This window comes from Fibrivirga algicola (genome assembly GCF_011742925.1).
In the GTDB taxonomy this organism is placed as follows: domain Bacteria; phylum Bacteroidota; class Bacteroidia; order Cytophagales; family Spirosomataceae; genus Fibrella; species Fibrella algicola.
Genome location: NZ_WAEL01000003.1, coordinates 323424 through 350250 on the forward strand (window position 1 = coordinate 323424; position 26827 = coordinate 350250).

17 protein-coding genes are annotated in these 26827 nt (G+C 53.9%); 4 read left to right on the forward strand and 13 right to left on the reverse strand.

Annotated elements, in window-relative coordinates; all coding sequences use genetic code 11:
- Window positions 1-129: 129 nt before the first annotated feature.
- The 4 genes from F7231_RS09830 to F7231_RS09845 all read right to left on the reverse strand — a co-directional run bounded on the left by F7231_RS09830 (window position 130) and on the right by F7231_RS09845 (window position 8173).
- Complete coding sequence (locus F7231_RS09830; RefSeq protein ID WP_166691767.1) at window positions 130-2538, reverse strand: ABC transporter permease; 2409 nt, start codon at window positions 2536-2538, stop codon at window positions 130-132.
- Window positions 2539-2618: 80 nt separating this feature from the next.
- Entirely contained in the window at window positions 2619-4997 is a 2379-nt protein-coding gene (locus F7231_RS09835) for an ABC transporter permease (protein WP_166691768.1), read from the reverse strand.
- Window positions 4998-5054: 57 nt separating this feature from the next.
- Entirely contained in the window at window positions 5055-5681 is a 627-nt protein-coding gene (locus F7231_RS09840) for a GIN domain-containing protein (RefSeq protein ID WP_166691769.1), read from the reverse strand.
- 77 nt (window positions 5682-5758) lie between these two features.
- Window positions 5759-8173 carry an FtsX-like permease family protein gene (locus tag F7231_RS09845; RefSeq protein ID WP_166691770.1) on the reverse strand — a complete coding sequence of 805 codons (2415 nt, stop codon included), beginning with the start codon at window positions 8171-8173 and terminating at the stop codon, window positions 5759-5761.
- 476 nt (window positions 8174-8649) lie between these two features.
- Between F7231_RS09845 and ypfJ the strand changes: the two genes are divergently transcribed.
- Window positions 8650-9513: a KPN_02809 family neutral zinc metallopeptidase gene (gene ypfJ / locus F7231_RS09850; RefSeq protein ID WP_085410893.1), complete on the forward strand. Its 864-nt coding sequence runs from the start codon at window positions 8650-8652 to the stop codon at window positions 9511-9513.
- Window positions 9514-9633: 120 nt separating this feature from the next.
- Here ypfJ and lpdA read toward each other — a convergent pair whose 3' ends face one another.
- The 5 genes from lpdA to F7231_RS09875 form a co-directional block, all read right to left on the reverse strand.
- Entirely contained in the window at window positions 9634-11037 is a 1404-nt protein-coding gene (gene lpdA / locus F7231_RS09855; RefSeq protein ID WP_085410894.1) for a dihydrolipoyl dehydrogenase, read from the reverse strand.
- Window positions 11038-11167: 130 nt separating this feature from the next.
- Window positions 11168-11365 (reverse strand): DUF4177 domain-containing protein, encoded by a 198-nt coding sequence (locus F7231_RS09860; RefSeq protein ID WP_085410895.1) that lies wholly within the window; start codon window positions 11363-11365, stop codon window positions 11168-11170.
- The gene (locus tag F7231_RS09865; RefSeq protein WP_157510530.1) at window positions 11358-11588 is read right to left on the reverse strand and encodes a DUF4177 domain-containing protein; all 231 of its coding nucleotides are present in this window, start codon (window positions 11586-11588) and stop codon (window positions 11358-11360) included. The genes F7231_RS09860 and F7231_RS09865 overlap by 8 nt, the downstream gene beginning before the upstream one ends.
- Window positions 11589-11692: 104 nt before the next feature.
- On the reverse strand, window positions 11693-13333 hold the full coding sequence (odhB, locus tag F7231_RS09870) for a 2-oxoglutarate dehydrogenase complex dihydrolipoyllysine-residue succinyltransferase (RefSeq protein ID WP_166691771.1): 1641 nt from the start codon (window positions 13331-13333) through the stop codon (window positions 11693-11695).
- 123 nt (window positions 13334-13456) lie between these two features.
- Window positions 13457-16234: a 2-oxoglutarate dehydrogenase E1 component gene (locus F7231_RS09875; protein ID WP_085410898.1), complete on the reverse strand. Its 2778-nt coding sequence runs from the start codon at window positions 16232-16234 to the stop codon at window positions 13457-13459.
- A gap of 324 nt (window positions 16235-16558) precedes the next feature.
- Here F7231_RS09875 and F7231_RS09880 point away from each other — a divergent pair, with 324 nt between their 5' ends.
- The 3 genes from F7231_RS09880 to F7231_RS09890 all read left to right on the forward strand — a co-directional run bounded on the left by F7231_RS09880 (window position 16559) and on the right by F7231_RS09890 (window position 18736).
- Window positions 16559-16891 (forward strand): PKD domain-containing protein, encoded by a 333-nt coding sequence (locus tag F7231_RS09880; RefSeq protein ID WP_085410899.1) that lies wholly within the window; start codon window positions 16559-16561, stop codon window positions 16889-16891.
- Between the two features lie 159 nt (window positions 16892-17050).
- Window positions 17051-17857 carry a hypothetical protein gene (locus F7231_RS09885; RefSeq protein ID WP_229369768.1) on the forward strand — a complete coding sequence of 269 codons (807 nt, stop codon included), beginning with the start codon at window positions 17051-17053 and terminating at the stop codon, window positions 17855-17857.
- 9 nt (window positions 17858-17866) lie between these two features.
- Entirely contained in the window at window positions 17867-18736 is an 870-nt protein-coding gene (locus F7231_RS09890; RefSeq protein ID WP_166691773.1) for a hypothetical protein, read from the forward strand.
- Window positions 18737-18749: 13 nt separating this feature from the next.
- On the opposite strand, the gene F7231_RS09895 is transcribed toward F7231_RS09890, so the two are convergent.
- From F7231_RS09895 to F7231_RS09910, 4 genes are all read right to left on the reverse strand, one after another.
- Entirely contained in the window at window positions 18750-20063 is a 1314-nt protein-coding gene (locus F7231_RS09895; RefSeq protein ID WP_166691774.1) for a WG repeat-containing protein, read from the reverse strand.
- A gap of 79 nt (window positions 20064-20142) precedes the next feature.
- The gene (locus F7231_RS09900) at window positions 20143-21228 is read right to left on the reverse strand and encodes a glycoside hydrolase family 130 protein (RefSeq protein WP_166691775.1); all 1086 of its coding nucleotides are present in this window, start codon (window positions 21226-21228) and stop codon (window positions 20143-20145) included.
- Between the two features lie 182 nt (window positions 21229-21410).
- Window positions 21411-22898, reverse strand: a complete 1488-nt coding sequence (locus F7231_RS09905) for a hypothetical protein (protein WP_166691776.1) — start codon at window positions 22896-22898, stop codon at window positions 21411-21413.
- Window positions 22899-23022: 124 nt separating this feature from the next.
- Window positions 23023-26742, reverse strand: a complete 3720-nt coding sequence (locus F7231_RS09910) for a hypothetical protein (RefSeq protein ID WP_166691777.1) — start codon at window positions 26740-26742, stop codon at window positions 23023-23025.
- Between the last annotated feature and the right edge of the window lie 85 nt (window positions 26743-26827).

The following is a 26827-nucleotide window of genomic DNA, read 5'->3' on the forward strand; positions in this document are numbered from 1 at the left end:
GATAGAGACTCTGGCCCAATAGTAGCTAGTGAACATCATTCAGCTAACGACGGCAAAGGTAGTTTCCTTCGCGAGTTAGGGTGCTCGCGTGCGAGCGTCCCTTGCCCTATGCACCCAGCCCCACGCCCCCTACTCCGTTCGCAGACTCTTCACCGGATTGTCCAGCGCGGCTTTCAGGCTTTGGAAACTGACGGTAAGCATGGCAACGCCGATGGCTAACGTACCTGAAAGTACGAACACCCACCAGTCGAGGTCGACTTTGTAGGCGAAGTCGCGTAACCAGTTGGTCATGGCATACCAGGCAATGGGGCTGGCAATGACGATCGCAACCAGTACCGGTTTCAGGAAGTCTTTCGAGAGCAACGTCACAATACTGCCTACGCTGGCACCCAGCACTTTTCGCACACCGATTTCTTTCGTGCGCGCTTCGGCGGTGAAGGTGGTAAGTCCAAACAGACCGAGGCAAGAGACGAAGATTGAGAGGATCGAGAAATAGAGAATAATGCGCCCCATGCGCTGTTCGGCCCGGTATTGCGCGTCCAATTCCTGATCAACGAACCCGTAGCTGAGCGGGCTTGCGGGCTCCATCTTTTTATACAGCGCCGTAATACCTGCAATCGTTTGTGGTACGGCACCGGGCTTTGTCTTCACCAACAGATTGAAGTACGGATTATCAGGGCGGAACCGGAAGATGAACGGCTCGATCGCTACGCGCAGGGGCCGGAAATGGAAATCGGTCAGCACACCCACCACTACGCCCGACGGTCCCCAGAACTTCAGGCGCTTGCCGATAGCCTGCTCCGGCGTCCAGCCCATGCGTTTGGCGGCGGTTTCGTTTAGCATAAACGCACCCATTGTAGCCGATGTATCTGATGGAATACGCCACGAAAAATTTCGACCCGCCGCCAGTTTCATGCCTGTAGTAGCCACAAAATCAGGATCTACGTTCATGTTCGTGATCAAAAACTTGTCGTTCGGCTGCTGGCCTTCCCATTCAATATCACCCTGATTGACCATATCGACCAGCGCACCAGTTGTTGGCGATGCCACAGTCACGCCGGGCAACTGCTGAACTGCCTGTTTGAAGGGCAGAACCTTATTACGCAGTTCCCCTTTCAGGCGGACGTACATCAGCTGCGACTGGTCGAACCCAAGTTTCTTGTTCTGCACAAAGGCGAGCTGGCGGTAGATAACCACGCTGCCAATGACCAGTCCAACGGCCAAGGCAAACTGGCCCACCACCAGCGACTGCCGAAAAACCCGACCCGATTGCACCGACAGCGCCTGAGTAGCACCTGTACCTTTCAGTATCTGCGCTGGCCGGAATGACGACAGGAAAAAGGCAGGATACAGGCCTGTCAGCAGGCTAACCACGAGGGTAAGGCCAGTTAATGCCAGCCAGAAGTACGGCTCACTGAAGGGAAGTACGAGCGTTTTCGCCGCTAGTCCATTGAACAGAGGCAACAACGCCTGCACCAGCAACAGCGACATGGCTACCGCCAAACAGGTCATAAGTAAAGCTTCGCCCAGAAACTGCATCACCAGCCAGGTACGTTGCGCACCAATTGTTTTGCGCACGCCCACCTCCCGCGCCCGTTGTGACGCACGCGCCGTGGCCAGATTGATAAAGTTAACGACGGCAATCAAGAGCAAAATCAGTCCAACAGCCACAAAAATGCGGATATACAGAATGTCGCTACGCAATCCCCAATCGGTCTCGAAATCGAATTTCGACCTCAGATAGCTGTCGCGCATCGATTGCAGATAGAGCCTATCCTCGGTTGGCGTATATCGATTGAGCTGACCGCTTAGCTTAGCCGAAAAGTTGGTCAGATTCGCCGACTCAGCGGCTTCGGGCTTCAGCAGCACGTAGGTGTGGTAGTTGTTGCTGTTCCATTTCTGACTCCATTCATCCGTTTTTTCCAGCCATTTGTAAGGCAATAACACATCGAACTGGATGCTGGAATGCGTTGGTGGCGTTTTGGCCACGCCCGCAACGACAAATGGGATTTCGTTATTGAACACCAGCGACTGGCCTAGAATCCCCTGCTTTGACCAGCTTTCACCGAACAGACGCAGTGCCATGTTCTCACTAATGACTACCTCATTCGGTGCCGCCAATGCTTTTTGCGCATTGCCCGCAACCAGTGGAAAATCGAACGTGCTAAAGAACGATGACTCCGTGATCAGCATCGACTCGGTCTCGACTGTTTGGGTACCTCGACTCAACGTACCCCGCCAGCGCCCAATTCGGGTTACTTTTTCCACTTCCGGAAAATCGGTGGTAAGCGTCGGCGCTAGCGGACCGGGTGTTACGGCCACATTATACAACCCGTCGGCCTGTTTTTGGTGCGATACGATCCGGTAGATTCGGTCGAGCTTGCTATGGAACCGGTCGTACTGAAACTCGTCGAGAATGTAGAGGCCAATGGCGGTGCAACAGGCAAGCCCCAGGGCCAACCCAACTATATTGACACCCGAATAGATCTTGCTCTTCCACAAATTGCGAAAGGCAATTTTAATGTAGTTCTGTAGCATGGGGTTTGGGGCGCGGGGCCTGGGATGGCTGACGCGAGAGCGATACTCCACGCCTCCAAGCCCCCGGCCCCGCGCATTTATCACTCTGTTCGTAGACTCTTCACCGGGTTCATCAACGCGGCTTTGACACTCTGGAAACTGACCGTTGCCAGGGCGATTGCCACGGCCAACGTACCTGAACCGGCAAAGACCCACCACTCCATATCGGTCTTGTAGGCGAAGCTCCCCAGCCACTGAGTCATAGCGTACCAGGCGAGCGGCGAGGCGACAGCTATGGCAATCAAGACCAGTTTCAGGAAGTCTTTTGAGAGCAACGTGACGATACTGGCCACAGTAGCGCCCAGCACTTTCCGAACACCAATCTCTTTCGTGCGCATGTCGGCCGCGTGGGCAGCCAGTCCGAACAGACCGAGGCAGGAAATAAGAATAGCGAGAACCGTTAAAGCGAGCAGGACATATCCCTGCTTTTGTTCGGCTTTATACTGCTGCGAGAAATTCTCGTCTAGAAAATGAAAACTCATTTCGGCGGTAGGATCAAACGTCCGGTAAACCGATTTGATGTATGCCAAAGCCTCAGCCGTTTTGGCGGGTTGAATCCTGACATACAGGTTGTCCTTATCCTGCGGATTGGGTACGTGCAACACCAGCGGCTCGATCTTATGCTGAAGCGAGTACGTATGAAAATCTTTCACAACGCCCACAACCTGGGCTTCGACCGTTTTATCTTTCCCCAGAAAATACCAGACCCGCTTACCAATTGGCTCCTGCCAGCCCATCTTTTTCACCAGTGATTCGTTCACCAGTACCGCCCCCAGCCGGTCGCTAACAGCGCCGGTAAAATTGCGCCCCCGGAGCAGCTTGATCTGCAACGTACCCAGGTAATCAGGGTCGATCCCAAACACCTGCACCACCTGTGTGCTGGTTGGCTTCATACCGTTCTGCTCAAAGAACATACCGTCTCGACCGATGTTGTTGTTGCCAATCGGATTGCTGGCGGCGGCCACCTGTTCAATCAGCGGGCTTTTGGTCAGTTCCTCTTTCAACGCCCGAATCTGGGTACGTACCGTATCCCCATCCAAGTGAAAAGTCAATACCTGATCTTTATTGAAGCCCAGATTCTTATGCGCCACGAAGTTCATCTGCCGATAAATCACCCACGAGCAACTGATTAGTGCCACGGCCGCTATGAACTGAAACACCACCAGTGCCTGCTGGAATCGCCCACTGGTTGAGTGAGTTGCCAGCCGCCCTTTCAGCGCCATTACCGGCCGAAAACCAGATAAGAGCAGGGCCGGATATAATCCACTTGCCAGCCCAAGCAACACCGTAAAGACAAGCACCGCCGTAACTGTTGTGAGCAGACCGTACTCACCAATAAGAAGGGTTTTACCCGCCAACTCGTTGAACAGCGGCAGAAAAAGAGTAGCCAGCATCATACCCACACCACCAGCCAGGATAGCCATCAGCATCGATTCGGTCAGGAATTGGCCAATAAGCTGCCCACGGCGCGATCCAATAGCTTTTCTAACGCCCACTTCCCGCGTGCGGGCAACGGCCCGAACGGTGTACAGATTCACATAATTAATACCAGCGATCAGCAGGATCAGGAAGGCAACAATGGCAAACGTATAAATGGTGCTGAGTGTACCGTTCGGGCTGATTTCGTAGTCGAGATGCGACTGCAGGTGGATAGACGTCAGCGGCTGCAGTTCCATCCGGTAGGTCACCTGACCCATTTCTTTCCTGATGTACTTCTCGTAGAAACCAGGCAGTTTGGCTTCCAACGCTTTGTGGTCTGTGCCGGGGGTCAACAGCAGGTATGTATAGAGCTCGAAGTTTTGCCAACCATTGGTATAATTGGCTGGCAGCGACCGGAGCGCGCTGAATTGTAGATGCGAGGTGGTCGGTACGTTGTCGATAACGCCCGTCACCCGGTTGGGAAAGTGATTCGAGAATTCGACCGTTTGCCCAATCGCTTTATCCGCGTTGCCAAACAGCTTTTCGGCCAGGCTTTTCGTAATAACGATGCACTGAGGTTGCGCCAGCGCCGTTGCCGGATCACCGTGTAGAAACGGGAACACGTCGAACACAGACTGATCGGCGAACATAATATCGTCGACGTTCAGTTTCTTGTCTTTGTAGGTGATCTGTCCCCCACCCTCAGATTGAATTCGAACCGTTTTTTCGACCTCCGGGTAGTCATTCTTCAACGCTGCGGCGTAAGGGGCCGAGGTAGGCGCCAGATGAAGATTTCCACCCGGCCAGTTAGCGTAATGCACCACGCGCACGATCCTGTCGGCATTGGCATGAAAGCGATCGTAGCTTAGCTCATGGATGATGTACAGGCTCATCAGCCCAACGGCTGCCATGCCGCCGCCCATGCCAACTATGTTCAGCGCACTGAACCGCCGATGCTTCCACAAGTTGCGGAACGCGATTTTGATGTAGTTCTGTAGCATGGGGTTTGGCGCTTAAGGCGTGGGGCGCGGAGCTTTCATCCTAAGTCCCACGCTACATTAATTCGCAACATTGGTTACAGTGGCATTAGCCTTTCTTACTTCGTTCACAGCGTTGGCATTAACCCGAACGGTAGCATTTGCGTGAGTCATGACGTTGACGGTCGTTGTCAGCAGTCGTTCGGCGTCAACGCGGCCGTTGGCTGTACTGACAAGATCGAAGGTTTTGATCCGACCCTGTAACCGTACGTTCCCATTGCCTTCGTTGACAAACGCAAACGACTCGCCCAGAAGACCACGAACGGCCACGTCGCTATTCGATCCATGCTTGAATCGTTTCAGTTCCGGCGTTTTGATCACCACATCGATGCTGGACTTACTCACCCAGAAAGGTTTATTGTTCGGGTCTTTGAAGGCCAGCTTGAGCGTACCGTTTTTCGCCTCGATCTGCAGGAATGCTCGCAGGTTCTCATCAATACTGATCGTCACCGACGATTCCGTTGCACCGGCTTCTACAACAACTCTGGCCGGAAACTGCTCGATTTCGATCCCTTCGAACGGTGGTACCGTTTTCGTTTCCCGAATAAGCTGACCATTTCCCCGAAGCTCTCTATAAGCAGCATACTTATCCTGCGCGTAACTGCCAAGTGGTAGCAGTAGCACAAAAGCGATCAAGATCGTTTTCATAGTTTTAGGTTTATAGGCCTATGTTGACACGAATGAGACGAATTTCCAGTAGGGTTTGCCTCACCAGGGTCTGTCACTTATTCACTTCGCAAACTTTTCACCGGATTTACCAGCGCGGCTTTAATGCTCTGGTAGCTCACTGTCAATACGGCCACCACGACCGTCGCAACCAGGGCACTAACAAAAATGAATGGCCCCAGATCGATGCGGTATTCAAAAGATTTCAGCCATTGGCTCATGACCCACCAGGCTGCCGGGGCCGCCATCAGAAAGGCAAACGCAATGAGCCGAACAAATTCCTGATTGAACAGCCACAGAATGCTGCCTACGCTGGCGCCCAGCACTTTCCGAACGCCGATCTCTTTGGTGCGCTGCGTAACCATAAATAGTACCAGTCCATATAACCCCATGCAGCCAATCAGCAGGGCTACGGCCGCAAAGAAGTTGACCAGCCGCCCCATAGTCTGTTCTTCCTGATAGCGCTCTTCAATCTGGTCATCCACAAACTGATGATCGAAATAACTGTCGGGATATACTTGATTATACGCCGTTTCCAACTGACTGATTACGCGCTGATAATTCCCCGTTCGTAGTTGCAGATTAGCTCCGAAATAATTCTTAGCCGATGTACTGAAAAACGATGGACCAATAGCACTTTTCAAATCGCTCTGGTTGAAATCTTTCAAAACGCCCACAATCTCCATATGAGCACGATTCCCTTTGTGAATGAGCTTACCCAGCACCTTCGTCGGATCGTTGAATCCCAATTTGCGCACCATGGCTTCATTGACCAGGGCTTCCCGAAGTGTATCCGACGGGTTCAGGTTACGACCAGCCGCCAGTTTCAGTCCAAAAAGCGGTACGTACTTATCATCGATCCAGGCTTGTTGCGGGCCGAATTTCTCTTCTTCCGGCCGCGTATCGAACCGGATGCTGGTCTGGCTCACCCAACCAGACTGAGGGGGTCCGCTCATCGAATAGCTGATTCCTGCCACGTCGGGTAACGCCGTTGCCAAGCTCCGGAACGTATTCATTTTACTGATATCCTGCTCGGCCACAAGCGGCAGCCGAATGGTTAGCAAGGCATCTTTCTTGAAACCAAGATCTTTAGTCTGTACGTAGTGCAATTGATTAGCGACTACGATGAGCCCGATAATGAGCATCTGCGAAATGGCAAACTGCGTAACGACCAGGCCGCGCCGGATAGTAAAGCCGCCTGTCTGCTGGGTCGTTATTTTGCCCGCTAGCGCTACGACCGGCCGAAATCCGGCTAAAATCAACGCCGGATAGAGACCCGCCAGCAGAATAACGCCCGCCACCAGCAACATCAGCCAGCCCAGTACCGATGGCGAAAAATAGAACGTAAACCGAAAAGCGCCGTGCAGGTACGTTTGTGCCAGCGACAGGCCGTAGCTGAACACCCCGATTGCCAACCCCATCGCCAGCGTAACGATCAGCGCCGTTTCGCCCATGAACTGGCCCAGCAACTGACTGCGTGTGCTGCCCAACACCTTCCGTACGCCCACTTCCCTCGCCCGGTTCATGGCCTGCGCCGTAGCCAGGTTCACAAAGTTGATGCAGGCCGTGATGACCAGAAAGAGGCCAATGATAAACAGCGATAAAATGAGGTTCTTGCTAACACCATTATAGTCTGTAGCAAAATGGAGATCACTCAGTGGGGTAATCGGGTAGCGGGTTGTTTTAATATTGGTGGGGTTATGCTTTTTCAGGAAAGCGGGCAGATCACGGTTCCAGTTAGCTGCGGTGTATCGGTCGTTAAGCGCCACAAAGCAGTGTGTGCTGCTGTTGGTATTGGTGAAACTCTCGTCGAACGGACGGCCCTGGAAGTCTTTCAGGGAGGCACGAGACCCGATCAGTTCGTACGCATAATCGGTGTTATCATCATAATCGGCAAATACGCCAACGATCCGCGCCGAGGTACGTCCGTCCAGCTTCACTACCTTGCCTACCACATTGGTGGAGCCAAAATACTTGATAGCCGACTTCGCACTAAGCACCAACGTACCTGGCTGACTCAGATCAGCCGCCCCCCCGGCGATCCAATGGTAGTCGAAAATCTGGAAATATGATGGCGTGGTGAAAGCCGCTTTAGCTGAACTCTCCTTGAACTTCTTGTCGATTCCGGTAGTACCCGCACCTGTACCGCCCGGCACAATAACCATAGGCTCCTCCCACTCCTCGATCATGGCCAGGTGTTCAATTTCCGGATGATCGGTTTTCAAAGCCTGACCAAACGTTTCAGGCACGCCAGGCGTGAAGAAATCGCCGTCGGGTGTTTTAAACGCTGAAGTGAACTGATATATCCGGTCGTATTTGCTATGGTGCGTATCGGTTCGGTAATGGTAACGTACCAACGCGAAAAGCAACAGCGCACAGCCAATGCCCAGACCAAGCCCCGTCACGTTGATCAACGCGTATAGGCGATTGCGACGGAGAGTTCGGAAAGCGATGGTCAAGTAAGATCGAAGCATAAGAAAAGTCGTTGTAGCCGCTGGGTAGCCTGGCTGAAATCTAAGAGTCAATGGTATTTACACTAAGTCAACTGCCGTGCCACGGCACAAAAACGTCTTTTTTACGCTCTGAACAGCGTTTCGCAACTATTCGCTGTCCGAAAATGGACAGCCTCCTGTCCGATGCTGTACGGCCGCAGCTCAACACAGGGGCGAGTCGTATAACCGCACTTGATCACCATAGATGAAGCTCACATCTGGTGATTTTATCAACTAGCCGAACAACCCCAATATCAGGCAAACCAACCTATCGCTGGCCGTTCTATCTGAGTAGCTGATTGGTAGTATCATTCCCAAATTGACCTATTACACTACACCAGGCAAGTTCGGCAGCCGTAAGTTTTCCTTCGGCGATTAAACATTTTACCCCAATAAAAGGTAAGCTTGCAGTGTCGAACAACATTGACACGTGTACCCAATTTTAACAAATTATCTATATGCGCTGGTTAGGTGGACGCGAAAGCGATAACGTAGAAGACCGTCGGGGCGGCGGTGGCGGCGGCATGGTTGTCGGTGGCGGTATTGGCACGATGGTCATTGCCCTGGTCATTTACTTACTCGGTGGCGACCCGTCTCAAATTCTCAATCAAAGTGGCGACAGTGGTCAGGCTGTTTCCCAACAAGCTCCAGCCGGTCCACAGCCCGATGATGAAGCAGCCAAGTTTACCCGTGTTGTACTTGGTTATACCGAAGATGTGTGGACGAAAGTGATGGCCGATGAAGGGCAGCGATACACGCAACCGGTGCTTGTTTTGTTTCGGGGCCAAACCCAATCAGGCTGCGGTATGGCCTCATCAGCCTCGGGTCCTTTTTACTGTCCCGGCGACAAAAAGCTGTATATCGATCTGTCGTTTTATGACGAACTGCAACAACGCTTCAATGCCCCCGGCGATTTCGCCATGGCCTATGTAGTCGCCCATGAAATTGGGCACCATATTCAGGACCAGTGGGGGATTTTGGATAAGGTCCATCAGGCTCAGGAGCGAATGAGTCAGACAGAGGCCAACCGGTTATCTGTACGCCTTGAGTTACAGGCCGATTTTCTGGCGGGTGTGTGGGCGCACCATGCGCAAAAGCAATTCAAGATTTTGCAGGAAGGTGACGTAGAAGAAGCCCTGAATGCGGCCAGCGCCATCGGCGATGATAACATCCAGAAGTCAACGCAGGGGTACGTTACTCCGGAAGGCTTTACCCACGGTACTGCCGCGCAACGGGCATACTGGTTTAAAAAAGGCTTCGAAACCGGTGATATTAACCAGGGAGATACCTTCAATAGTCGTGAAGACGCGAGGTTGCAATAGCAGGCTGGATAGTCTGTAAAAAGGGAGTCCTGAGTATGAAAGGTCAGTTTAGCGTTACTAACGCATACCGACTTTCCATACTCAGGACTCCCCTTTTACAGACTATCCAGCCTTAAAACCCTACATATTAATCGCCCGGTTATCCGTAGCGGCAAGGCAGGCTTCTTTTAAGGCTTCAGTATACGTCGGGTGTGCATGTGACATCCGGCTAACGTCCTCAGCCGAGGCGCGGAATTCCATCGCCACCACTGCCTCGGCCACGATATCAGCGGCGCGTGGGCCAATGATGTGTACGCCCAGGATTTCATCGGTCTCTTTATGAGCCAGTACCTTCACCAGACCATCCACATCCATCGACGCCCGGGCACGACCCAGCGCTTTGAATGGGAACGTACCCAGCTTGTACGGAATGCCTTTCTCCTTCACTTCTTCTTCCGTGTACCCTACTGCCGCCACCTCGGGCCAGGTATACACCACATTTGGAATCAGCCGGTAATGGATATGCGGCTTCTGACCGGCAATGGTTTCGGCAATAAACACGCCTTCTTCTTCCGCTTTATGCGCCAGCATGGCCCCCCGAATCACGTCGCCCAGCGCGAAAATGTGCGCTACTTTCGTGCGCAGATGCTCATCAACGTCTAGTTTACCACGCTGATCAACGGCTAAACCAGCGGCTTCCAGATTGAGGCCATCAGTATAGGGCTTACGACCTACCGACACTAAGCAATAGTCGCCAGTCAAGGTCATCTGCTCCCCTTTCGGCGTATCGATGCTCACCACGACTTCATCGCCCGTATTTTCTACCTTGGTAACCTTGTGTTTGAAATAGAAGTCGGCACCCAGCTTTTTTATAGACTTCTGTAGTTCCTTACCCATCGTCTTGTCCATAGTCGGGATCATTGAATCGGCAAACTCAACGAACGAGACTTTGGCACCCAGACGGGCATATACAGATCCCAATTCGGCGCCAATTACCCCCGCACCAATAATGATCATGTGCTTTGGGATTTCGGGTAACTTCAGCGCCTCGGTGCTGGTGATGACCCGCTTCTTATCGAGGGGCATCGATGGAAACGACATGGGTTTAGACCCCGTCGCGATTACGATATTTTTACCCGTAATGGTTTCGTCACCGCTACCATCGGTTTTAGCAATCTTCACCGTATTGGCATCGACAAACGAGCCAACACCATAGAACGTGTCGATCTTGTTTTTCTTCATCAGGTACACGATGCCCTTGGTAGTCTGGTCGACCACATCTTGTTTACGGGCAATCATCTGAGGCAGATCAACCGCCAGGTGGTCCAACTTAATGCCGTGTTCGGCGAACGTGTGGCTGGCGTTGAAGTAATGCTCCGACGAGTCGAGTAGCGCTTTGGAGGGAATACAGCCCACATTGAGGCAGGTTCCACCCAGGGTGGCGTATTTTTCGATGATGGCCGTTTTCAGCCCTAATTGTGCGCACCGAATAGCGCCCGTATAGCCGCCCGGCCCAGAGCCAATGACGATAACGTCGTATTGCATAGTATAGGTTTTATTAACTCGTCAACAGGTATCGTAAGCAAAAAAACTGGTCTGCTCTGTTACTCCATAACAGTAAGGAGTCGCTTTTGGTGGCATTTACCCATGAGCCGGGCAATCAGCGGCGCACCGATTACTCCTTCGGCCGCTTGAACACGACTACAATAATGGAGGTGGCGGCTCCGCTGTCGAAAAGGCCAATGCTCTTCGACTCGATGGACTCCATGCCAACCATCTCCCAGCCTGAATCCCCGAACTCGTTTAGCTTCTGGTGAAATTCGCTCAGTTCACTAACCCGCAAATCGAAGGAGAGGTATTCCCACTTACTCATTGTTGTAGTATCGTTTGAAAACGTAGAGGAGTTCAATACCTACCGAGCTAGTACCAAGTTGGACACAGCTAACCAGTTCCCAGTCCTGTTCGCCCTGTTCATTCAGAATATCTTCCACCACTTCGGAAGGAATCATCGGACTTTCGGCAGCATCGTCGTTGCGAAACATTGACTGTGACTGCGCCATCACCTTCGTTTTCAGTGTTTTATATTCCCAGGGCATGATGTGAAAGAAGTTTGGGGTTTGTCGTTTGATGTTGCGCTGCCAACTCACGATCACGTTAATTGGCAGCGCAGCATCAAACGACAAACCCCAAACTCCCTTATTTAGACTTCCAGTAAAATTCGTGTTGGGTCTTCCAGAAGCTGCTTCACGCGCACTAGGAAGCTTACCGATTCTTTGCCGTCGATGATACGGTGATCGTAGCTGAGAGCCACGTACATGATCGGACGGACAACAATTTCACCGTTCACCACTACCGGCCGCTCAACGATGTTGTGCATACCCAGAATAGCTGACTGCGGTGCATTGATAATTGGGGTCGACAGCATAGAGCCGAACGTACCGCCGTTGGTAATCGTGAACGTACCGCCCTGCATCTGTTCGATAGTCAGTTTGTTGTCACGAGCCAGACCGGCCAGCCGCACGATTTCTTTCTCGATCTGCGAGAAGCTCATCTGCTCGGCGTTCCGGATAACGGGCACCACCAGACCGCGGTCCGACGAAACGGCGATCGAAATGTCGCAGTAATCGTTGAACACAATTTGGTCACCGTCGATCATGGCATTCACGGCCGGGAACTCACGCAGCGCCATGCAAATGGCTTTGGTGAAGAACGACATGAAGCCAAGACCAACCGCGTGCTTGTCTTTGAATTTGTCTTTGTATTTACCCCGCAGGTCCATGATCGGCTTCATGTCTACCTCGTTGAAGGTAGTCAGCATGGCCGTTTCATTCTTCACCGCTACCAGACGACGGGCAATCGTTTTCCGCAACGACGTCATCTTCTCACGACGCTGCGTACGTGCGCCGGGGACGGCAGCCTGAGGCGCCGGACTTGGCGCAGCAGCTGGCTTTGCGGCAGCAGGGGCTGGAGCAGGCGTAACAGGTGCCGGAGCTGCCTGCGGTGCTGGTGCTGATGCCTTTACGGCGTCTTCTTTCGTAATCCGGCCTTCTATGCCCGTACCTTGTACCTGAGCGGCATCGACGCCTTTCTCTGCCAGAATCTTGGCAGCCGCCGGCGACGGGTGATTGGCTGCGTAGCTAGCCGATCCATTGGCGCTTCCGTTTTGGGCGGCAGGCGCAGCGGCAGCAGGTGCAGCGGGCTGTGGAGCAGGCGATGCGGCAGCAGCACCAACCTCAATGCGGGCGATGGTGGCGCCAATAGACAGCGTATCACCGGCCTGAGCTACAATTCGCAACGTACCTGCAGCTTCGGCAGGAAGCTCAAACGTAGCTTTGTCCGATTCCAGTTCGCAAAGCGTTTCGTCCATCGCAACCGTATCACCGTCCTGCTTATTCCAGGCGGCAATGGTAACCTCGGTGATCGATTCGCCCACTGATGGAATTTTCACCTCGATTGCACTAGCCGAGGTGGTCGCTGTAGGCGCAGCGGCTGGTTCGGCTGGCTGTACAGCAGGCGTTGGTTCAGGAGCAGGTGCTTCAGCTTTAGGTGCTTCGGCGGGTTGTGCGGCCGGAGCAGGGGCAGCCGGTGCAGCCTCAGCAGACGTACCTACGCCGTCGATGGTGCAGATAGTTGCCCCGATAGGCAGCACGTCACCAGCCTGCGCCATGATGTGCAACGTACCTTCAGCCTCAGCAGGCAATTCAAAGGATGCTTTGTCAGAATCGAGTGTGCAAAGCACTTCGTCGAGCTTCACCACATCACCTTCTTTCTTCAACCATTCTCCCACCGTTACTTCGGTGATGGATTCACCCACAGCGGGGACTTTTACTTCGATAGCCATTTTAACTGTGTTTGACGTTTGCCGGTCCGCCGGTGCGGTTTGATGGTTGATACTACGTCCCCAAAGTAAACTGGCAGCGCAACATCAACCATCAAACCGCACCGGCGGACCGGTCAAACCGTTTTATTCAAATGCTTTCTGAACCAATGCTGCCTGCTCCTGCGTGTGAAGTTTGGCAAACCCGGTGGCAGGTGAAGAAGCCGACTCGCGACCAACGTACCGGAGCGACTGTGCCCCGGTGAACCGGTCGCGGAAGCGGCGAAGCATGAACGAGAAGCAACCCATATTTTCGGGCTCCTCCTGCACCCACACAATCTCCGACTTCTTGTATTTTGCCAACTCAGCGTCGAGTTGCTTCATTGGCAACGGATACAACTGCTCCATCCGGATAATGGCTACGTCGTCGCGCTTATCGGCCTGTTGCTTATCCAGCAGGTCGTAATACACCTTGCCCGTGCAAAGTAACACACGCTTCACCTTTTTCGGGTCGGCAAATGAATCACCAATTACTTCACGGAACGTACCTGACGCCAATTCGTCGAGCGACGAGATAGCCTGCGGGTGACGCAGCAACGATTTAGGCGACATAATCACCAGCGGCTTGCGGAACTCCCAGGCCAGCTGACGACGAAGCGCGTGGAAAATATTGGCCGGCGTGGTGATATTCGCCACAACCAGGTTATTCTCGGCACACAATTGAAGGAAGCGCTCTGGACGGGCATTCGAGTGCTCGGGACCCTGACCTTCGTACCCATGTGGCAACTGCATGACCAGGCTGTTCTGAATGCCCCATTTCGATTCACCCGCCGTAACAAACTGGTCGATGATAACCTGCGCACCGTTGGCAAAATCACCAAACTGTGCTTCCCAGATCACCAGCGCGTGTGGTGCCGCCATGGCATACCCATACTCAAAACCCAACACCCCGAATTCAGACAGGTGCGAGTTGAAAATCTGTACAGGCAACTGCCCTTCCTGAATGTGGTTGAGCGGTGTGTATAGTTTGTTGTTGGTCGAATCGTGCAGTACGGCATGACGGTGCGAGAACGTACCCCGCTGCACATCCTGGCCACTGAGGCGAACTACTTTGTTTTCGAGCAGGATAGAGCCATAGGCCATTTGCTCGGCCACCGACCAGTTCACCATCCGCGTGTCGAATACCATCTTCTGACGGTCGGCCAGCAGCTTATCGATTTGCTTCAGTGGCTTGAATCCTTCCGGAATCGTAGCCAGCGCCTTACCGATTTTTTCCAGTGTCTCGATCGGCACGCCCGTCTGGGGGGACTGATCGAAGTCAGCTGGTTCGGCGTAGCGCAGTTCAGCCCACTGCTGATCGAGCCGAAGCGGCTTGTAAGGAAGACCCGGCTTCTGCTTCACCTGATCGAGGCGATCCTGTAGTACTTTCTTGAACTCAGCGTCCATCTTGGCGGCGAGGTCAGCATCAAGATCACCCCGCTCGATCAGCAATTTGCTGTAGAGCTCGCGTGGGTTGTTGTGCTTCTCAATCGCCGAGTACATGGTCGGCTGCGTGAATTTCGGCTCGTCTGACTCGTTGTGGCCGTAGCGACGGTAACACACCATGTCGATAAACACGTCGCGCTTGAACATCTCACGGAATTCCACGGCCAGCTTAGCGCAGAAGATCACCGCCTCCGGGTCATCGCCGTTGACGTGGAAAATCGGCGCGTCGATAATCTTCGCTACGTCTGAGCAATAGATCGACGAACGGGCATCTTCAAAGTCGGTGGTGAAACCAACCTGGTTGTTGATCACAAAGTGCAACGTACCGCCAGTCTGGTAACCGGGCAGTTTCGCCATTTGCGTAACTTCATACACCACACCCTGACCCGCTACGGCGGCGTCGCCATGAATCAGGATCGGCATAATTTTCGAGAAGTCACCCTTGTACTCCTCATCGGCCTGAGCGCGAACAAACCCTTCAACTACGGGGTTCACCGCTTCGAGGTGCGACGGGTTGGGGGCCAGCTTCACGCTGATTTCCTTGCCGCTTGGTGTTTTGGTCAGGCTGGTGTAGCCAAGGTGGTATTTCACGTCACCGTCACCATGCACCTGCGTGGGTACGCTTCCTTCAAACCCGTCGAAGATCGCTTCGTATGATTTACCCAGAATATTGGTCAGCACGTTGAGACGGCCGCGGTGGGCCATGCCGATCATTACTTCTTCAACGCCCATATCGGCCGCACGGCTGATGATAGCGTCCAGGGCAGCAATGGTCGTTTCGCCACCTTCGAGCGAGAAGCGTTTCTGACCGAGGTATTTTGTGTGCAGGAAGTTTTCGAAGATCGAGGCCTCATTCAGTTTCTCCAGAATCCGCTTCTTCTCGGCGGGCGTTGGGCTAAAGGTGAGCGCTTCTTTCTCGATTTTGTTCCGTAACCAGTTCTTTACATCAATTTCGCGGATGTACATATACTCGAACCCAATGCGGCCCGCGTAGATGGTTTCCAGCGATTCCATAATTTTTCGGAGCGTTGCCGCACCAATACCCAGCAGGTTACCCGACTCGAACACCGTATCCAGGTCGGCTTCCGTCAGCGCGTAATCGGCCAGACCGAGGCGCGGGTTACGATCTTTACGGGGACCAATTGGGTTTGTTTTCGACAGCAGGTGTCCTCTCGACCGGTAAGCCTTGATGAGGCTGGCTACCGATACTTCTTTCTCACTGTGTCTGGCATCAACGGGAACTGTCTGGGCTGTACCATTGGTAGTGGCTCCATTTCCATTGGCCGATTCGCCCTTTTCGCCATAGGCAAGCGAAAAGTCAAACCCTTTAAAAAACTGCTGCCAACTCGTATCTACCGATGCGGGGTCCTGCTTATACGACTGATAAAGCTGGTCGATATAAGCCGCATCAGAGTTGGCTACATATGAATACTGATCCATGATTGGTTTCAACGCACTGTTTGGCCGACAAAGGTAAGGTAAACCCTATGAACGGGGGTGAAAAGTTCCTGATTTTATCCTATTTAGCGATCAAATGACCAGCTATAGCAACAACTGACTTTCTGGTCATCTAGTTACCAGTACGAATCCTGCTCCCGACAACCAATGAAGCATCCACCGCTTATTTTCTAACACAATAATCATGGCTTAATAGTTGTGGAAAAAAAGTGGGGTATCGGTCACGTGTGCATCCTGGCGTAAGATTACGTACTTACGGGGGGGAATCTGCGTTATTGCTGTACTTTGCTGCGAATCCTGACTTGTATGAAAACCGCTATCCTACTCTTGTTCTCGAGTATACTAGTAAGCTGCGAACCGTTTAATCTGGAACGAATCGATTTCAGTAACTGTGTAAAACCCACCGCCAGCGTAGGTGCAACGATCACCAAACTTAAGGTCGACCTCTTTGTTGACAAAACGACCGGCGACGTAAACACGGTAAACTGGACGTTCGGCGATGGCCGGGGACTTCCCCAAACGGGTACACGCGTATCGTACACCTACGATCGGCCGGGCACCTACACAGTGACCATGTCACTGACCAATCGGTGCAACCAAACATTTTCGGCTAACCGGACTATATCCGTGGCTAACTAACCCGAATCAGTGCGCTTTGTGTGTATCTGGCTTCGACTCCGTTGATTGATCTGTGCAACAGCCCAACCAATGACCACAGCAAGAACCAGACACATAGCCTACAGACGACCACCCTACACATCAGGTATGTCCCTTTATCTACGATCTCTATTTCTCGCTTTGTTTCTTCTCCTCGTTTCGCTTGCCAGCTACGCGCAGGGACGAGTCAGCAATGTGCGCATGCGGGCCATTGATCAACAGGCCATCGAAATATTCTACGACCTGCGCAACAGCACGCCCACCGACTCTGTATATGTGCGGCTGCAACGACGAAACGGTACGCTTATAGCACCCGATCTCCGTAGCGTAAGCGGTGACCTGGGCACTAACCGGATCGACGGCCGGGATCAGCGCATTGTCTGGAACCTGCGCCGAAACGGCTTACTACTCAAAGAAGAGGTGCGCGCCGTAGTCCTGCTCAAACAGGGCGGCCTGTTAACTCCAACGGCCCAAACGCCTACTGAGGTTGCCCCGCCCCTCCCCGATTCGGCCTCAATGGTGCCCGAGAAACCGTATCGCGGGCCAGCCTGGGCGTTGCTTTCTTTACTGGCGCCAGGAGTGGGCAATGCCTTTGTGCAAACGCCTAAACCCCGCGTGGGCCTCCGGCCGCTGGTGACCGTAGCAGCCTACGGGTTGCTCATCTACGGGGCCGGTCAGCAGGGCGAATCAGCGCAGGCTTATACCGATTATGAACGAGCAGGCAATGCAGAGGCTGCCGAGCCGTTTTACCAGAAAGCCAACGCTGCCAATCAACGCTACTACGTGGCCACGCGGGTGGCCGCCGCCATCTGGGTCACCGACATTACGCTCACGCTCCTGCGCGGTTTCCGTAATCAGCGCGACGAAAAACGCGGTGGTCAACCGCTATCCTACCACCTGAATTACCAGGCCAATACGCCTGTTGCCGTACTTCGGTACACATTCTAACCTACCCACATGCGTTACATTTTCTTCTATATCAGCCTATTATCATCCGCTTTAGCTGTTGCCCAGACACAGAACGCCCCCGTCACGTCGTCGGCCAGTGAGTGGGTCACGCTGAAAATTTCGGCTATCGACACAGTGGCGACCGTTGCCAAAGCGAAAGCGCCCGCCAAATCAACGAAACCCAAACAAGGGGCCATCTCGGCAACATCCAGCAGAACAACCACTGCTACAGCCGCCACAAAACCAGCCGCCAAAAGTCCGGCGACAACCGCGCCGGTATCAAAGCCGGCAGCTACAGCCGCCAGGCCTGCCGTACGCACGTTCCTGGAGACATTTGCCGACAACCACAACGGCTGGCTGGTTGGCAAACGAAATGGGTTTGATCTGGAAGTAGCCAAAGACAGCTATTACATCCGCAAGCAGAAAGACAGTAAGAACCGCCCAGGCCGCAGCTACATTAAACTGCCTGACGATCTGAACCTGAACAAAGCCGACACCTTTACAGTCAGCGTGGAAATGACGATCCCACCTAATGTTGAGCCCGATGGCGGCTTGCTGATTGGCGTGAAAGATACCAGCAATTACTGCCAGTTCCGCCTAATAGGTACGTCGAAAGTAGCGCTGTACACCCGGGTAAACGGCGTAGCCCAGAGCAACTACATGATGGGGAAACCAACAGCGGCGAAAGTAGCCATTTCGCCCACCCGCAATACGCTGACAATTCGGCGGACAGGTGAGCAACTGCATTTTTACGTCAACGGCCGGGAGGTTGAAGACAGCCCGCATCCGTTTCGGTCCTTCAAAGGCAACGGCGTTGGCTTTATCAGTTACGCCGAAGCCGTCAAATTTCAGTACCTGACGGTGCAATTAGGAAAGTAACACGCCTAAGCCGTTATCTGATCCGGTCGCCGTTGGCATCCAGGTCGTAGCTGTTGCCGTTCACGGTTACACGAGCGCGGCCTTCTTTGTACACGCTGATTTCATCGTAAACGGGCAAAATCATCCATTTACCTTTGCGCCATAGCCCCCACTGACCATCCTTCCGGGCAGGTCGTTCGCCATACTGCCCCACGTCGCTGAGCAGTTTATCATAAGGCTCATAGCGAGGCGAAACAGGTGCCGTTGCGGTAGCTTCGGTATCTGTGTTCTGCGTTGCTTCCGGCTTCTTCTTCGTCCGCTTTTTTCGTTTCGGCTGGGTACGTTTCTGCGCTTCTTCATCGGCGCGGCGAGCTTCGGCTTGCTCTGTCTGGGTACGTTCCCGTTCTTTCTCGGCCGCTGAGTCTCTGCCGTTGCTCTTCACCAGCACCATCACAAAACCGATCAACCCACCAGCGATCAGCAGGGCTACCAGAAAATCGCGCCAGCCAGACGATGACTTTTTCGCCACCGGAGCCGATGTACCTGAGATAGCCGCGGCGGGCGGGCCAGCCGGTGAAGCGGGCGGCACACTGGCAGCCGATGCGCTAGCCTGAGCGGGGCGATCCCACCAAACCAGGTGCCGCCAGTCGGTCGAGGTTAGCTTTTCGCGCAGCGTAGTTCCCTGCGGCTCTTTTTCCGACGCGTAGAAGTTAGCCGTCAGGTAAGCCAGCACCGCATCAGCAAGGGCCTTTTCGTCATAGTTAATCGCCCGAAACAGCGCGCGAATCGCGGGGGCAGGAATATGCTCTTTGTAATCGTCCAGAATATCGCGCACCTTCTGCTGCATGGTGTCGGCGGTTTCCACCCCGGCCCCGGCACCGCCCGCCTCAACGGGAGGGGGAGAAGAAGTCGTACCTGACTCAGCCTTGTTGGTAGCAGCGGTCGCCGACGTACCTGAGACTGACGAGGACGAGGCCGGTTTGCTGGCCTCTGCCGCAGGAGCATCGGGCACTTGGGCCAGAATACGGGGCACCCATTGATCGATTACGAACGTGCGCGATAAGCCCAGCCGCTCGGCATCCAGCGCAAAGCCACCGATCTGCACATCCGACAACCGCTTCTGGTTATCGGCAGCTACTTTCCGAATGACGGCCTGTAACTCGAGAATCTTCACAAACTGCGCGTTCAGAGGTCGACTGACATCATCGACCAGCCGCAAAAAGTCGGGCACGCCAAGCTCGTTCGCCTCAGCAGGCAGTCCCGTGCGAGACCACTGCCAGTCGGCTACATTGCCTTCGTTAAGAACCAGTTCATTCTTGATTCGTTCGCGTAGTTCGTCGAGCGTCATGTAGAGCGTAGGCGATTAATCCAGTTATAGGTGTGTGTGTGGACCAACGGCATTTCTCTGGCAGTTGGTTGCAATCCGATCAACGAGTTGCCGTAGCTACGCCAATCTTCGAGTCGGCGGTGCCGTAGTACAGGAACCAGCGCCCCTTAAAAGCAACCATACCTTCCAGAAACACAACCTGATTTACCTGCCCCTGCGTTTCGTAAGGCTGATCGGGTTTAATAAAATAAGATACCGACCGGTCGATTAGTTTTGTGGGGTCCTGCCGGGCGAAGAGTAGCTGCCCACCTGTGTACGCGTTTTCGGCCAATGCAGGGTCACCCTGCTTGTTATTCATTCCGTTGTAGATAAGCACAATGCCTTTAGCGGTGAGCAATGCATAAGGCCCCGGTTCAATCAACCGGGCGTCGTGCTTACCGGGCCTCGATTGGGCAACCGCCTGAAACGTACCGGCTGCTTTACCGGCAAGTGGTGTCCAGTGCAGCAAATCGGGCGATGTGGCAATGCGCAAATCGGGCTGGTCGCCCCAGTACATCCAGTACACGCCATTTATTTTCTGCGCTACCATGCGGCTCCCCTGCTGCCGACACACAATCGCGCCCGACTTCGACCAGCTGTTCCGGTAGGCTTCCTGACCAAACGCCAGCCCCTGTTTCCGCCAGCTAACCAGGTCGTTCGAGGTAGCCACGCACAGCCGTGCCTTGTCGCCATCGTAAGTGGTATAGGTCATAATGTATACGCCATTCGGACTTTCCACAACGCGTGGGTCTTCACAACCGCCCTCCCACTCGTAAGGCTTCATGGCGTCGTTGTCGGGGTAGAAAACGGGCGTTGGCCGCCGGGTGAAGTGAATACCATCTGTGCTTACGGCTAACCCCAACCGCGACGTACCGTTAAATTTCCCGACGGTATCTTCAGCCCGGTATAGCATGTATACTTTACCCTTACGCACCACAGCGGCCGGGTTAAACACGTCTTTTTCTTCCCAACGCACTGTATCCCGGCGTACCGGGCAAAAAAACGTGGTACTGGCTTTGGCGTCTAGAATAGGGTTATCAGCGTTTCGCTTTTGAAACGGGCCAATCATCCACGGTTTTTCAGGCGTTGGCTGGGCCGACAGCCAAAGCGGCGCAATCAGCAGCAGAAAGAGTAGTCGTTTATTCATGGAATAGTATTGAGAAACAAGGCACCCGCCAGACTTAGAGTCCATCAGGTGCGAATACACAAAGGCTCGAAGCAGCATAAAGGGCATGTCCCCAATACCTTCGAGCCTATTTAGCTAATCTGATTATCTGGTTTTAGTTGCGCTGTATCCTGGAGATAGGGCACAACTAAAACCAGACAACCTTACACGAATCCGATGCGTGCTTTGTCGGTGATCTGCCATTTATCGCCTTGCAGCGTGAGCTGACCGGGAGCTACGGTCTGAATGCGGCTATTCGGTCCACCCGGCTGATTTTCGTACAGACAGGCATCGCTGAGATACGAATACGGATCACTCATCGCCAGTTGCTGTGACTCGGGCGATTGACTAACCTGGAATGTAGCCGTATTGGGGCTGGTCAGATCGATCTCATACACCGTTCCCCGTTCGGCTAATTCCAGCAAGCCAGCTACACTAAAGCCGTTGCCCAGGTCGGCCGTACGGGCAAATAATTTTGTTGGCGCGGGAGCGGGGGGCGGCGGAGGCGTTGGTGTAGCAGTACCGAACGTACCTGACTGGTCGACCGAACCAACTGGCGTACCTGGTGCTGATGGGGCTGGTGGAATAATGGGCGTGGTCCTTAGTGGCGCACCCTGCGACTGGCTCGGGAATGCACTTGCTTGTTGGGCACCCGCTGACCCATTACCCATCGGCGCGTTCTGCGGTGGAATAACCGGGTTCGCCGGATTGCCGTAACCCGTCCGGGGCTGATTGCCCACTGGAGCGGGCGATCCCATAGGTCGTTCAGCCGGGGCATCGGGGCGGCGGGGCGGCTCTGCCTGGGGCATCATTCCCCGTTCGGCAGGGCCCCGATCAGCTATTGGCTGAGTTGCGGCGGGGGTACGTTCAACAGGGCGATTCGCTGGCCCGGCTGGTGGAGCACCTGCGAGTTTCTTCTCGGCAATTGTGAGTCGGTTGGCCAGCTCGGCAACGGTACTGCTAAGGCGGTTGTTCTCATCCTGTAATCCGGCCAGCCGGGCATCGTCTTTATCCGAAATGACTGGTCCGCCAGCACCACGCTGACGCGTCAGCACCAGATATACGAGCCCTGCCAGATTCAGCAGCGATAACCAAAACGCCCATTTTCCCCAATCCATCCCCGTCGACGCCGTTGCGGTGCCATCAGCCGGGGTATCGCCTTCCAGTAGGGCCGCCTCCTGCTCGTTCACTGCTTTCTCGGGGTCAGCGCCACCGGCCAGCGCAGTCATTTTAGTTTCGTAGGCGGCGAAGGAAGCCAGCTTGGTACGATGCACGCGCTCGGGGCCGTTCGTAACCCGTTTCATCACATAGCGACGGAGGCTATCCAATACGGCACCTTCACTGGTAAAGGCATCAGCGGCAAATTCATCATTCAGCATCATGCTGTGCTTCTTGATGTCGTTCACCAGGCCGTCCGCCTTTTTCAAATTATTCGTCTTGATGAATTCAGTCAGATCAACATAATCCGTACAGCCATCGCAGGCCGGTTTCTTGGCGGCACCAAACGTTTTCTGATCGGTTGCCAAAAACTCCAGTGTAGCTTTCGCCATACCGAACGTACCTGCGTCGATGCCGGTCTGGGCGGCTGGTTCCGTTTGGGCGTTGGCCGTCACAGTCAACGCGAGAAAGAGAAAAGTTGATGGTATTTTCATAGAGGTCAAGGGAAGGTTGGTAAATATAAAATGAAAGGTCTCAACACAGCGGCAAGGCGAACCCAGAGCAATTTATTGATTCTCTGAAAATTCTATGTTCGCTTTGCCGCTGTGTTGAGACCTTTTACCCCGCTATGTATTTCGATAATTCGTAAAGCGCATGCTTGAGTGGTAGGAAGAAATACGTTTCCGATACCGCCTGATTCGGCTCTTGTTCCAGACCAGTACGGGCCAGCATGTAACTATCATAAAGCGCACCGCTCCGTGTCACGTCAGAGCCAGCCAGGAACGACAGGTACTGCTCAGGCGTCTGAATATTGTGCTCACTCAGGAAGTAGGCCACATCCCGATCAGTAAGGGTTTTTTCGAGGAACGTTTTTACATTAGTCAGCACCGAATCATGGAAGGCACGGTCGCCGCTCACTTCGCCAATCTTCGTGCGGCGGTATTCAAACGGCGCGTTCACAACCTTCGACGTTGCTAACGGTGGCGTTGAGCCGTAGCCCGACTGGTTTTGCGTTGGCGCACCGGGGTACGTTGTTCCCCAATTCGAAATAGGCGACCCAAAGCCAGTAGCGTCCGGGGTGGCCGATGCCTCAGCCGGTGAGGGCAACGACTTCTGCTCAATCGGTGCATTCCCCCAGTAGCAGGTTGTTTGGCGGCTGTTGTACTTATCCTTCTCCATCGAGCTGGCGTTTTCGAACAGCACCGCCCCGTTGGCCGTCGTTTCCTTCGGATTTTCACTCAGTACTACCTCAAAATCAGGCGGTACAGGCAGCGTGGTATACGCCCGGAACAGCATCTTCGTGAACTCGATCAACCGCCGCGACGAACCCAGCATTTTCAGGTACTGACTGCCCCGACCCGTGAATGTCAGATACCGTGGCAAGCCCATTCCGTTGGCTTCAATCAGTTGTACCAGGTGGTACACGATGGCCGAATAGTGCAGGAAGAGCACGATCCGCAAGGCGGGTCGTCCGTCCACGATCGACTGGGTGAACTTGTAATGGGCATCGTTGCGGAACAGCAGGCTGACAATATCCTCGGCACTCAGGTCATTATTGGCCAGAAACGTATCCAGGATCTGATCTTCTGGTGCCGGTGCCTGTGTGAGCGTCCGGCGGTATTGCAGGTAATTCAGAATGAAGCCATTGTCTTTCAAATGCGACGGATGCCCCTGCTGGTTCAGGCCACCACCCCAGATATCGTAACCCGCAAAGCGGAACGACGTATTGAGGTATTTGTTCTGCTGTTTCATAAACAGCATAATATCGGCGGTACCGCCTCCAATATCCACGTTTACCGCATCGGCAAAGGATTTTACGCCCTTCGTCACCAGGAAGAAGTGCGGAGCCAGCGATTCAGGAATTGGGGTTGGTCTGAAGAACTGCGTGGTTTTAAACACCCGACGGAAAGCGTTTTCCCATTCGGCCACCAGCTTGTCTTCCGTATCGGCCTGCATACTGGTTGGGGCCAGCCACGTAATTTTCGTGTCGGTGATATTCCCCTGATTAAGCAGAATCTTGTTCCGCATCATCAACAGCAGCGTTTCGAAGAAGGCCCGAACCCGGGGCCGGTTCATCGGGTCGCCGGGCTGGTTTTCAAACAGCCATTTCAGGTTGGTCACGTACCGGTTCACACCCGTACTACCATCCTCAAGGTCAATATTGAACCCTAGGTTGATCTTGCTGAACAGGTTATCGCCACTGTCCGACGAACCCGTCTTCTCGAATACGGTGGTCCGCAGCGGGAACGAGAATGGTGAACCGTATTGGCTGCCAACAATAGCGGGCATGAACTCGCGACGAATGAATCGCTCCATTTCGGGTAGGCTGCCGTAACTCACCGGCAACCGGTAACGAGCATAAGGTGTTTGCGCTTCGTACCCGTCGTAGGGCTTGTTGAGCGTCATCATCTGCAGCTCATCAGCATCCAGATTCACCTTGTCATCGCTGATTGTCAACGTCTTGGGATCGGCATTGCCCAGGTTCGTATCTACATAGGCTACGTGCGTGTTCGACGTACCGAAGTCAATGGCAAACGTAAAAGGCTTGTACCCCCGCTCGCTGATGATGGTAAACTTGGGCAGTACCAACCCGCGATATGGCACCCCGTTGCGCTGCAACTGCACCTCAATCAGATCAAACGCCTGTGGCACTTTGTAATAATACGAAGCCGCCTGTGTGGGTCCCGATTTGGGGGTACGGTGATCAGGCGCTGGAACAACCAGTGGCTGCTTGTTGATCACCTGCGCAAACTGGAAAAACTGCACCGATCGCCCGGCGTGGAAATTTGCTTCGTCTTTGCTGGCGTCCAGCAGCATCACGTTGTATTCGTTCAGCGCCTGTAGCTGCGCATCGGGCACCGTGATTTTGTAGAACGGGAAACAGGCCAGACCCGCCCGAAATTCAATCAGTGTATCGGCGTTGGCCAGGTTATATTCCTTGCGGAAGTTCACCGTGCGGTTGTTCTTGATCGGAATGCTCAGCGATGCAATGATTACCCGCTCCATACCCCGGTCTTCAGTGCGCAGCGTGAGCTGCCTGGCCAGGTCTTCCATCCGGAAAAAGCTGAAATACTCTTTTCGAACAGGCAACAGAAACTCCATATCGCCCGGTGTACCCGTGAAGAAACGACCGCTGTTGAGCTTATACGGCATCCGAATCAGGAAGTCCTCCAGAAAATCATCGGTCGTCACAAACGGGTATTTCACGTTGTCGACACCCGGCAGGAACCGTTCCGACAGCAGGAATCCACCACCCAGATCGCGTTGCCGCATGATCACCGTATTGCTGTTCCAGTTAGTATTTTTCACGTATCGACCCACCATGTCCATACGCGAGGCCAGCGCCAGCGGCTTCCGTACACCCGTTGCGGCACCGTTGCTGGTTTCTCGGGTGTAGTAATCTACGGTCGGCACCATCAAAAAGTCAGAATTCTCCTCGATGTCGTTCAATACATCGTCTTCCCGAACCCGATAGAGCGGCATTCCGGGCAGCACCTGCAACACCGATGTACTCTCGCCACGTACCTGAATGGGTTCAAAATTGCTCAGCGTCACACCAGCCGCTACCGGCGGCACTACGGTGCTATCGAAGAAAACCCGATAGAGGTATTCTTTGAAACCGCCGGGCGGCATCTGGTTATTGTATTGCTCATACCACCGCCGCAGGTACGTCGTGAATCCTTCGTCGCGCTGATGCAACGGCATGTATTCATTCTGAAACAACGTGCGACCCGTGCTGCTTTTGGGCGGATCGATAAACTTGTTCTGGCGTTCCTGCTCCCAGTTGGGGGTAGTAAATACCAGTGTAAGTGGCGAGGTGCCGCCCAGCAACGCGCCCTTGTAATAAATGATGGTCGTGGTCTGAACGGCGGCCAGCTCATTCCGGAAGTCAAGTTCCAGTGCCTTCGCCAGCACCTGGTGCGGATGCCGTGCCAAACCCGACGCGCCGCCACCCGTAGCCGAGGCCAGCTTGCCCAGCCGGTCGCCCCGGCTCCAGAGCCGGTAGGTGAGGTCGTCGGAGTTGCCAGCTTGAAATAGCAATTCGAGCAGATCGAGCGTATGCGACACCAGCACGTGGTACATGCTCAGTTCGGTAGGCTGAAGGTTGTTCTTCACCATCCTGAACGCCGTATCGAACAGGTACAACCGTGCAAACGGCGACGGAATAGACGTACCTGCTTTGGCGGCCGACCCGGCCGCACCGCCCGCTGCACCGGTTAGTGTATCAGGAATGTGTTCAATGCGGTTGCCCGTCAGGCCCGCCGGGCTCCCCGTCCAGCCATTATGATTCTGCTGGCTAACGTTCGGATCCGTATCTATGCGAAGGATGTGAGGCATCGGTTTTAATTTACAGTTTGCGGTTTATTGTTTTCAGTTGCTTCGCGGCGGATTGGGGGTAGACCCGCATGTGAAGCAACGGTAA

Bases quoted from the DNA above. Each gene is read 5' to 3' on its own strand.
- F7231_RS09840 (WP_166691769.1), bottom strand. From the start codon at position 5,681: ATGAAAACGATCTTGATCGCTTTTGTGCTACTGCTACCACTTGGCAGT.
- F7231_RS09905 (WP_166691776.1), bottom strand. From the start codon at position 22,898: ATGAAAATACCATCAACTTTTCTCTTTCTCGCGTTGACTGTGACGGCC.
- F7231_RS09880 (WP_085410899.1), top strand. From the start codon at position 16,559: ATGAAAACCGCTATCCTACTCTTGTTCTCGAGTATACTAGTAAGCTGC.
- F7231_RS09835 (WP_166691768.1), bottom strand. From the start codon at position 4,997: ATGCTACAGAACTACATCAAAATCGCGTTCCGCAACTTGTGGAAGCAT.
- lpdA (WP_085410894.1), bottom strand. From the start codon at position 11,037: ATGCAATACGACGTTATCGTCATTGGCTCTGGGCCGGGCGGCTATACG.
- F7231_RS09875 (WP_085410898.1), bottom strand. From the start codon at position 16,234: ATGGATCAGTATTCATATGTAGCCAACTCTGATGCGGCTTATATCGAC.
- F7231_RS09895 (WP_166691774.1), bottom strand. From the start codon at position 20,063: ATGACGCTCGACGAACTACGCGAACGAATCAAGAATGAACTGGTTCTT.
- F7231_RS09910 (WP_166691777.1), bottom strand. From the start codon at position 26,742: ATGCCTCACATCCTTCGCATAGATACGGATCCGAACGTTAGCCAGCAG.
- odhB (WP_166691771.1), bottom strand. From the start codon at position 13,333: ATGGCTATCGAAGTAAAAGTCCCCGCTGTGGGTGAATCCATCACCGAA.
- F7231_RS09845 (WP_166691770.1), bottom strand. From the start codon at position 8,173: ATGCTTCGATCTTACTTGACCATCGCTTTCCGAACTCTCCGTCGCAAT.
- F7231_RS09830 (WP_166691767.1), bottom strand. From the start codon at position 2,538: ATGCTACAGAACTACATTAAAATTGCCTTTCGCAATTTGTGGAAGAGC.
- F7231_RS09865 (WP_157510530.1), bottom strand. From the start codon at position 11,588: ATGCCCTGGGAATATAAAACACTGAAAACGAAGGTGATGGCGCAGTCA.
- F7231_RS09860 (WP_085410895.1), bottom strand. From the start codon at position 11,365: ATGAGTAAGTGGGAATACCTCTCCTTCGATTTGCGGGTTAGTGAACTG.
- F7231_RS09890 (WP_166691773.1), top strand. From the start codon at position 17,867: ATGCGTTACATTTTCTTCTATATCAGCCTATTATCATCCGCTTTAGCT.
- F7231_RS09900 (WP_166691775.1), bottom strand. From the start codon at position 21,228: ATGAATAAACGACTACTCTTTCTGCTGCTGATTGCGCCGCTTTGGCTG.
- ypfJ (WP_085410893.1), top strand. From the start codon at position 8,650: ATGCGCTGGTTAGGTGGACGCGAAAGCGATAACGTAGAAGACCGTCGG.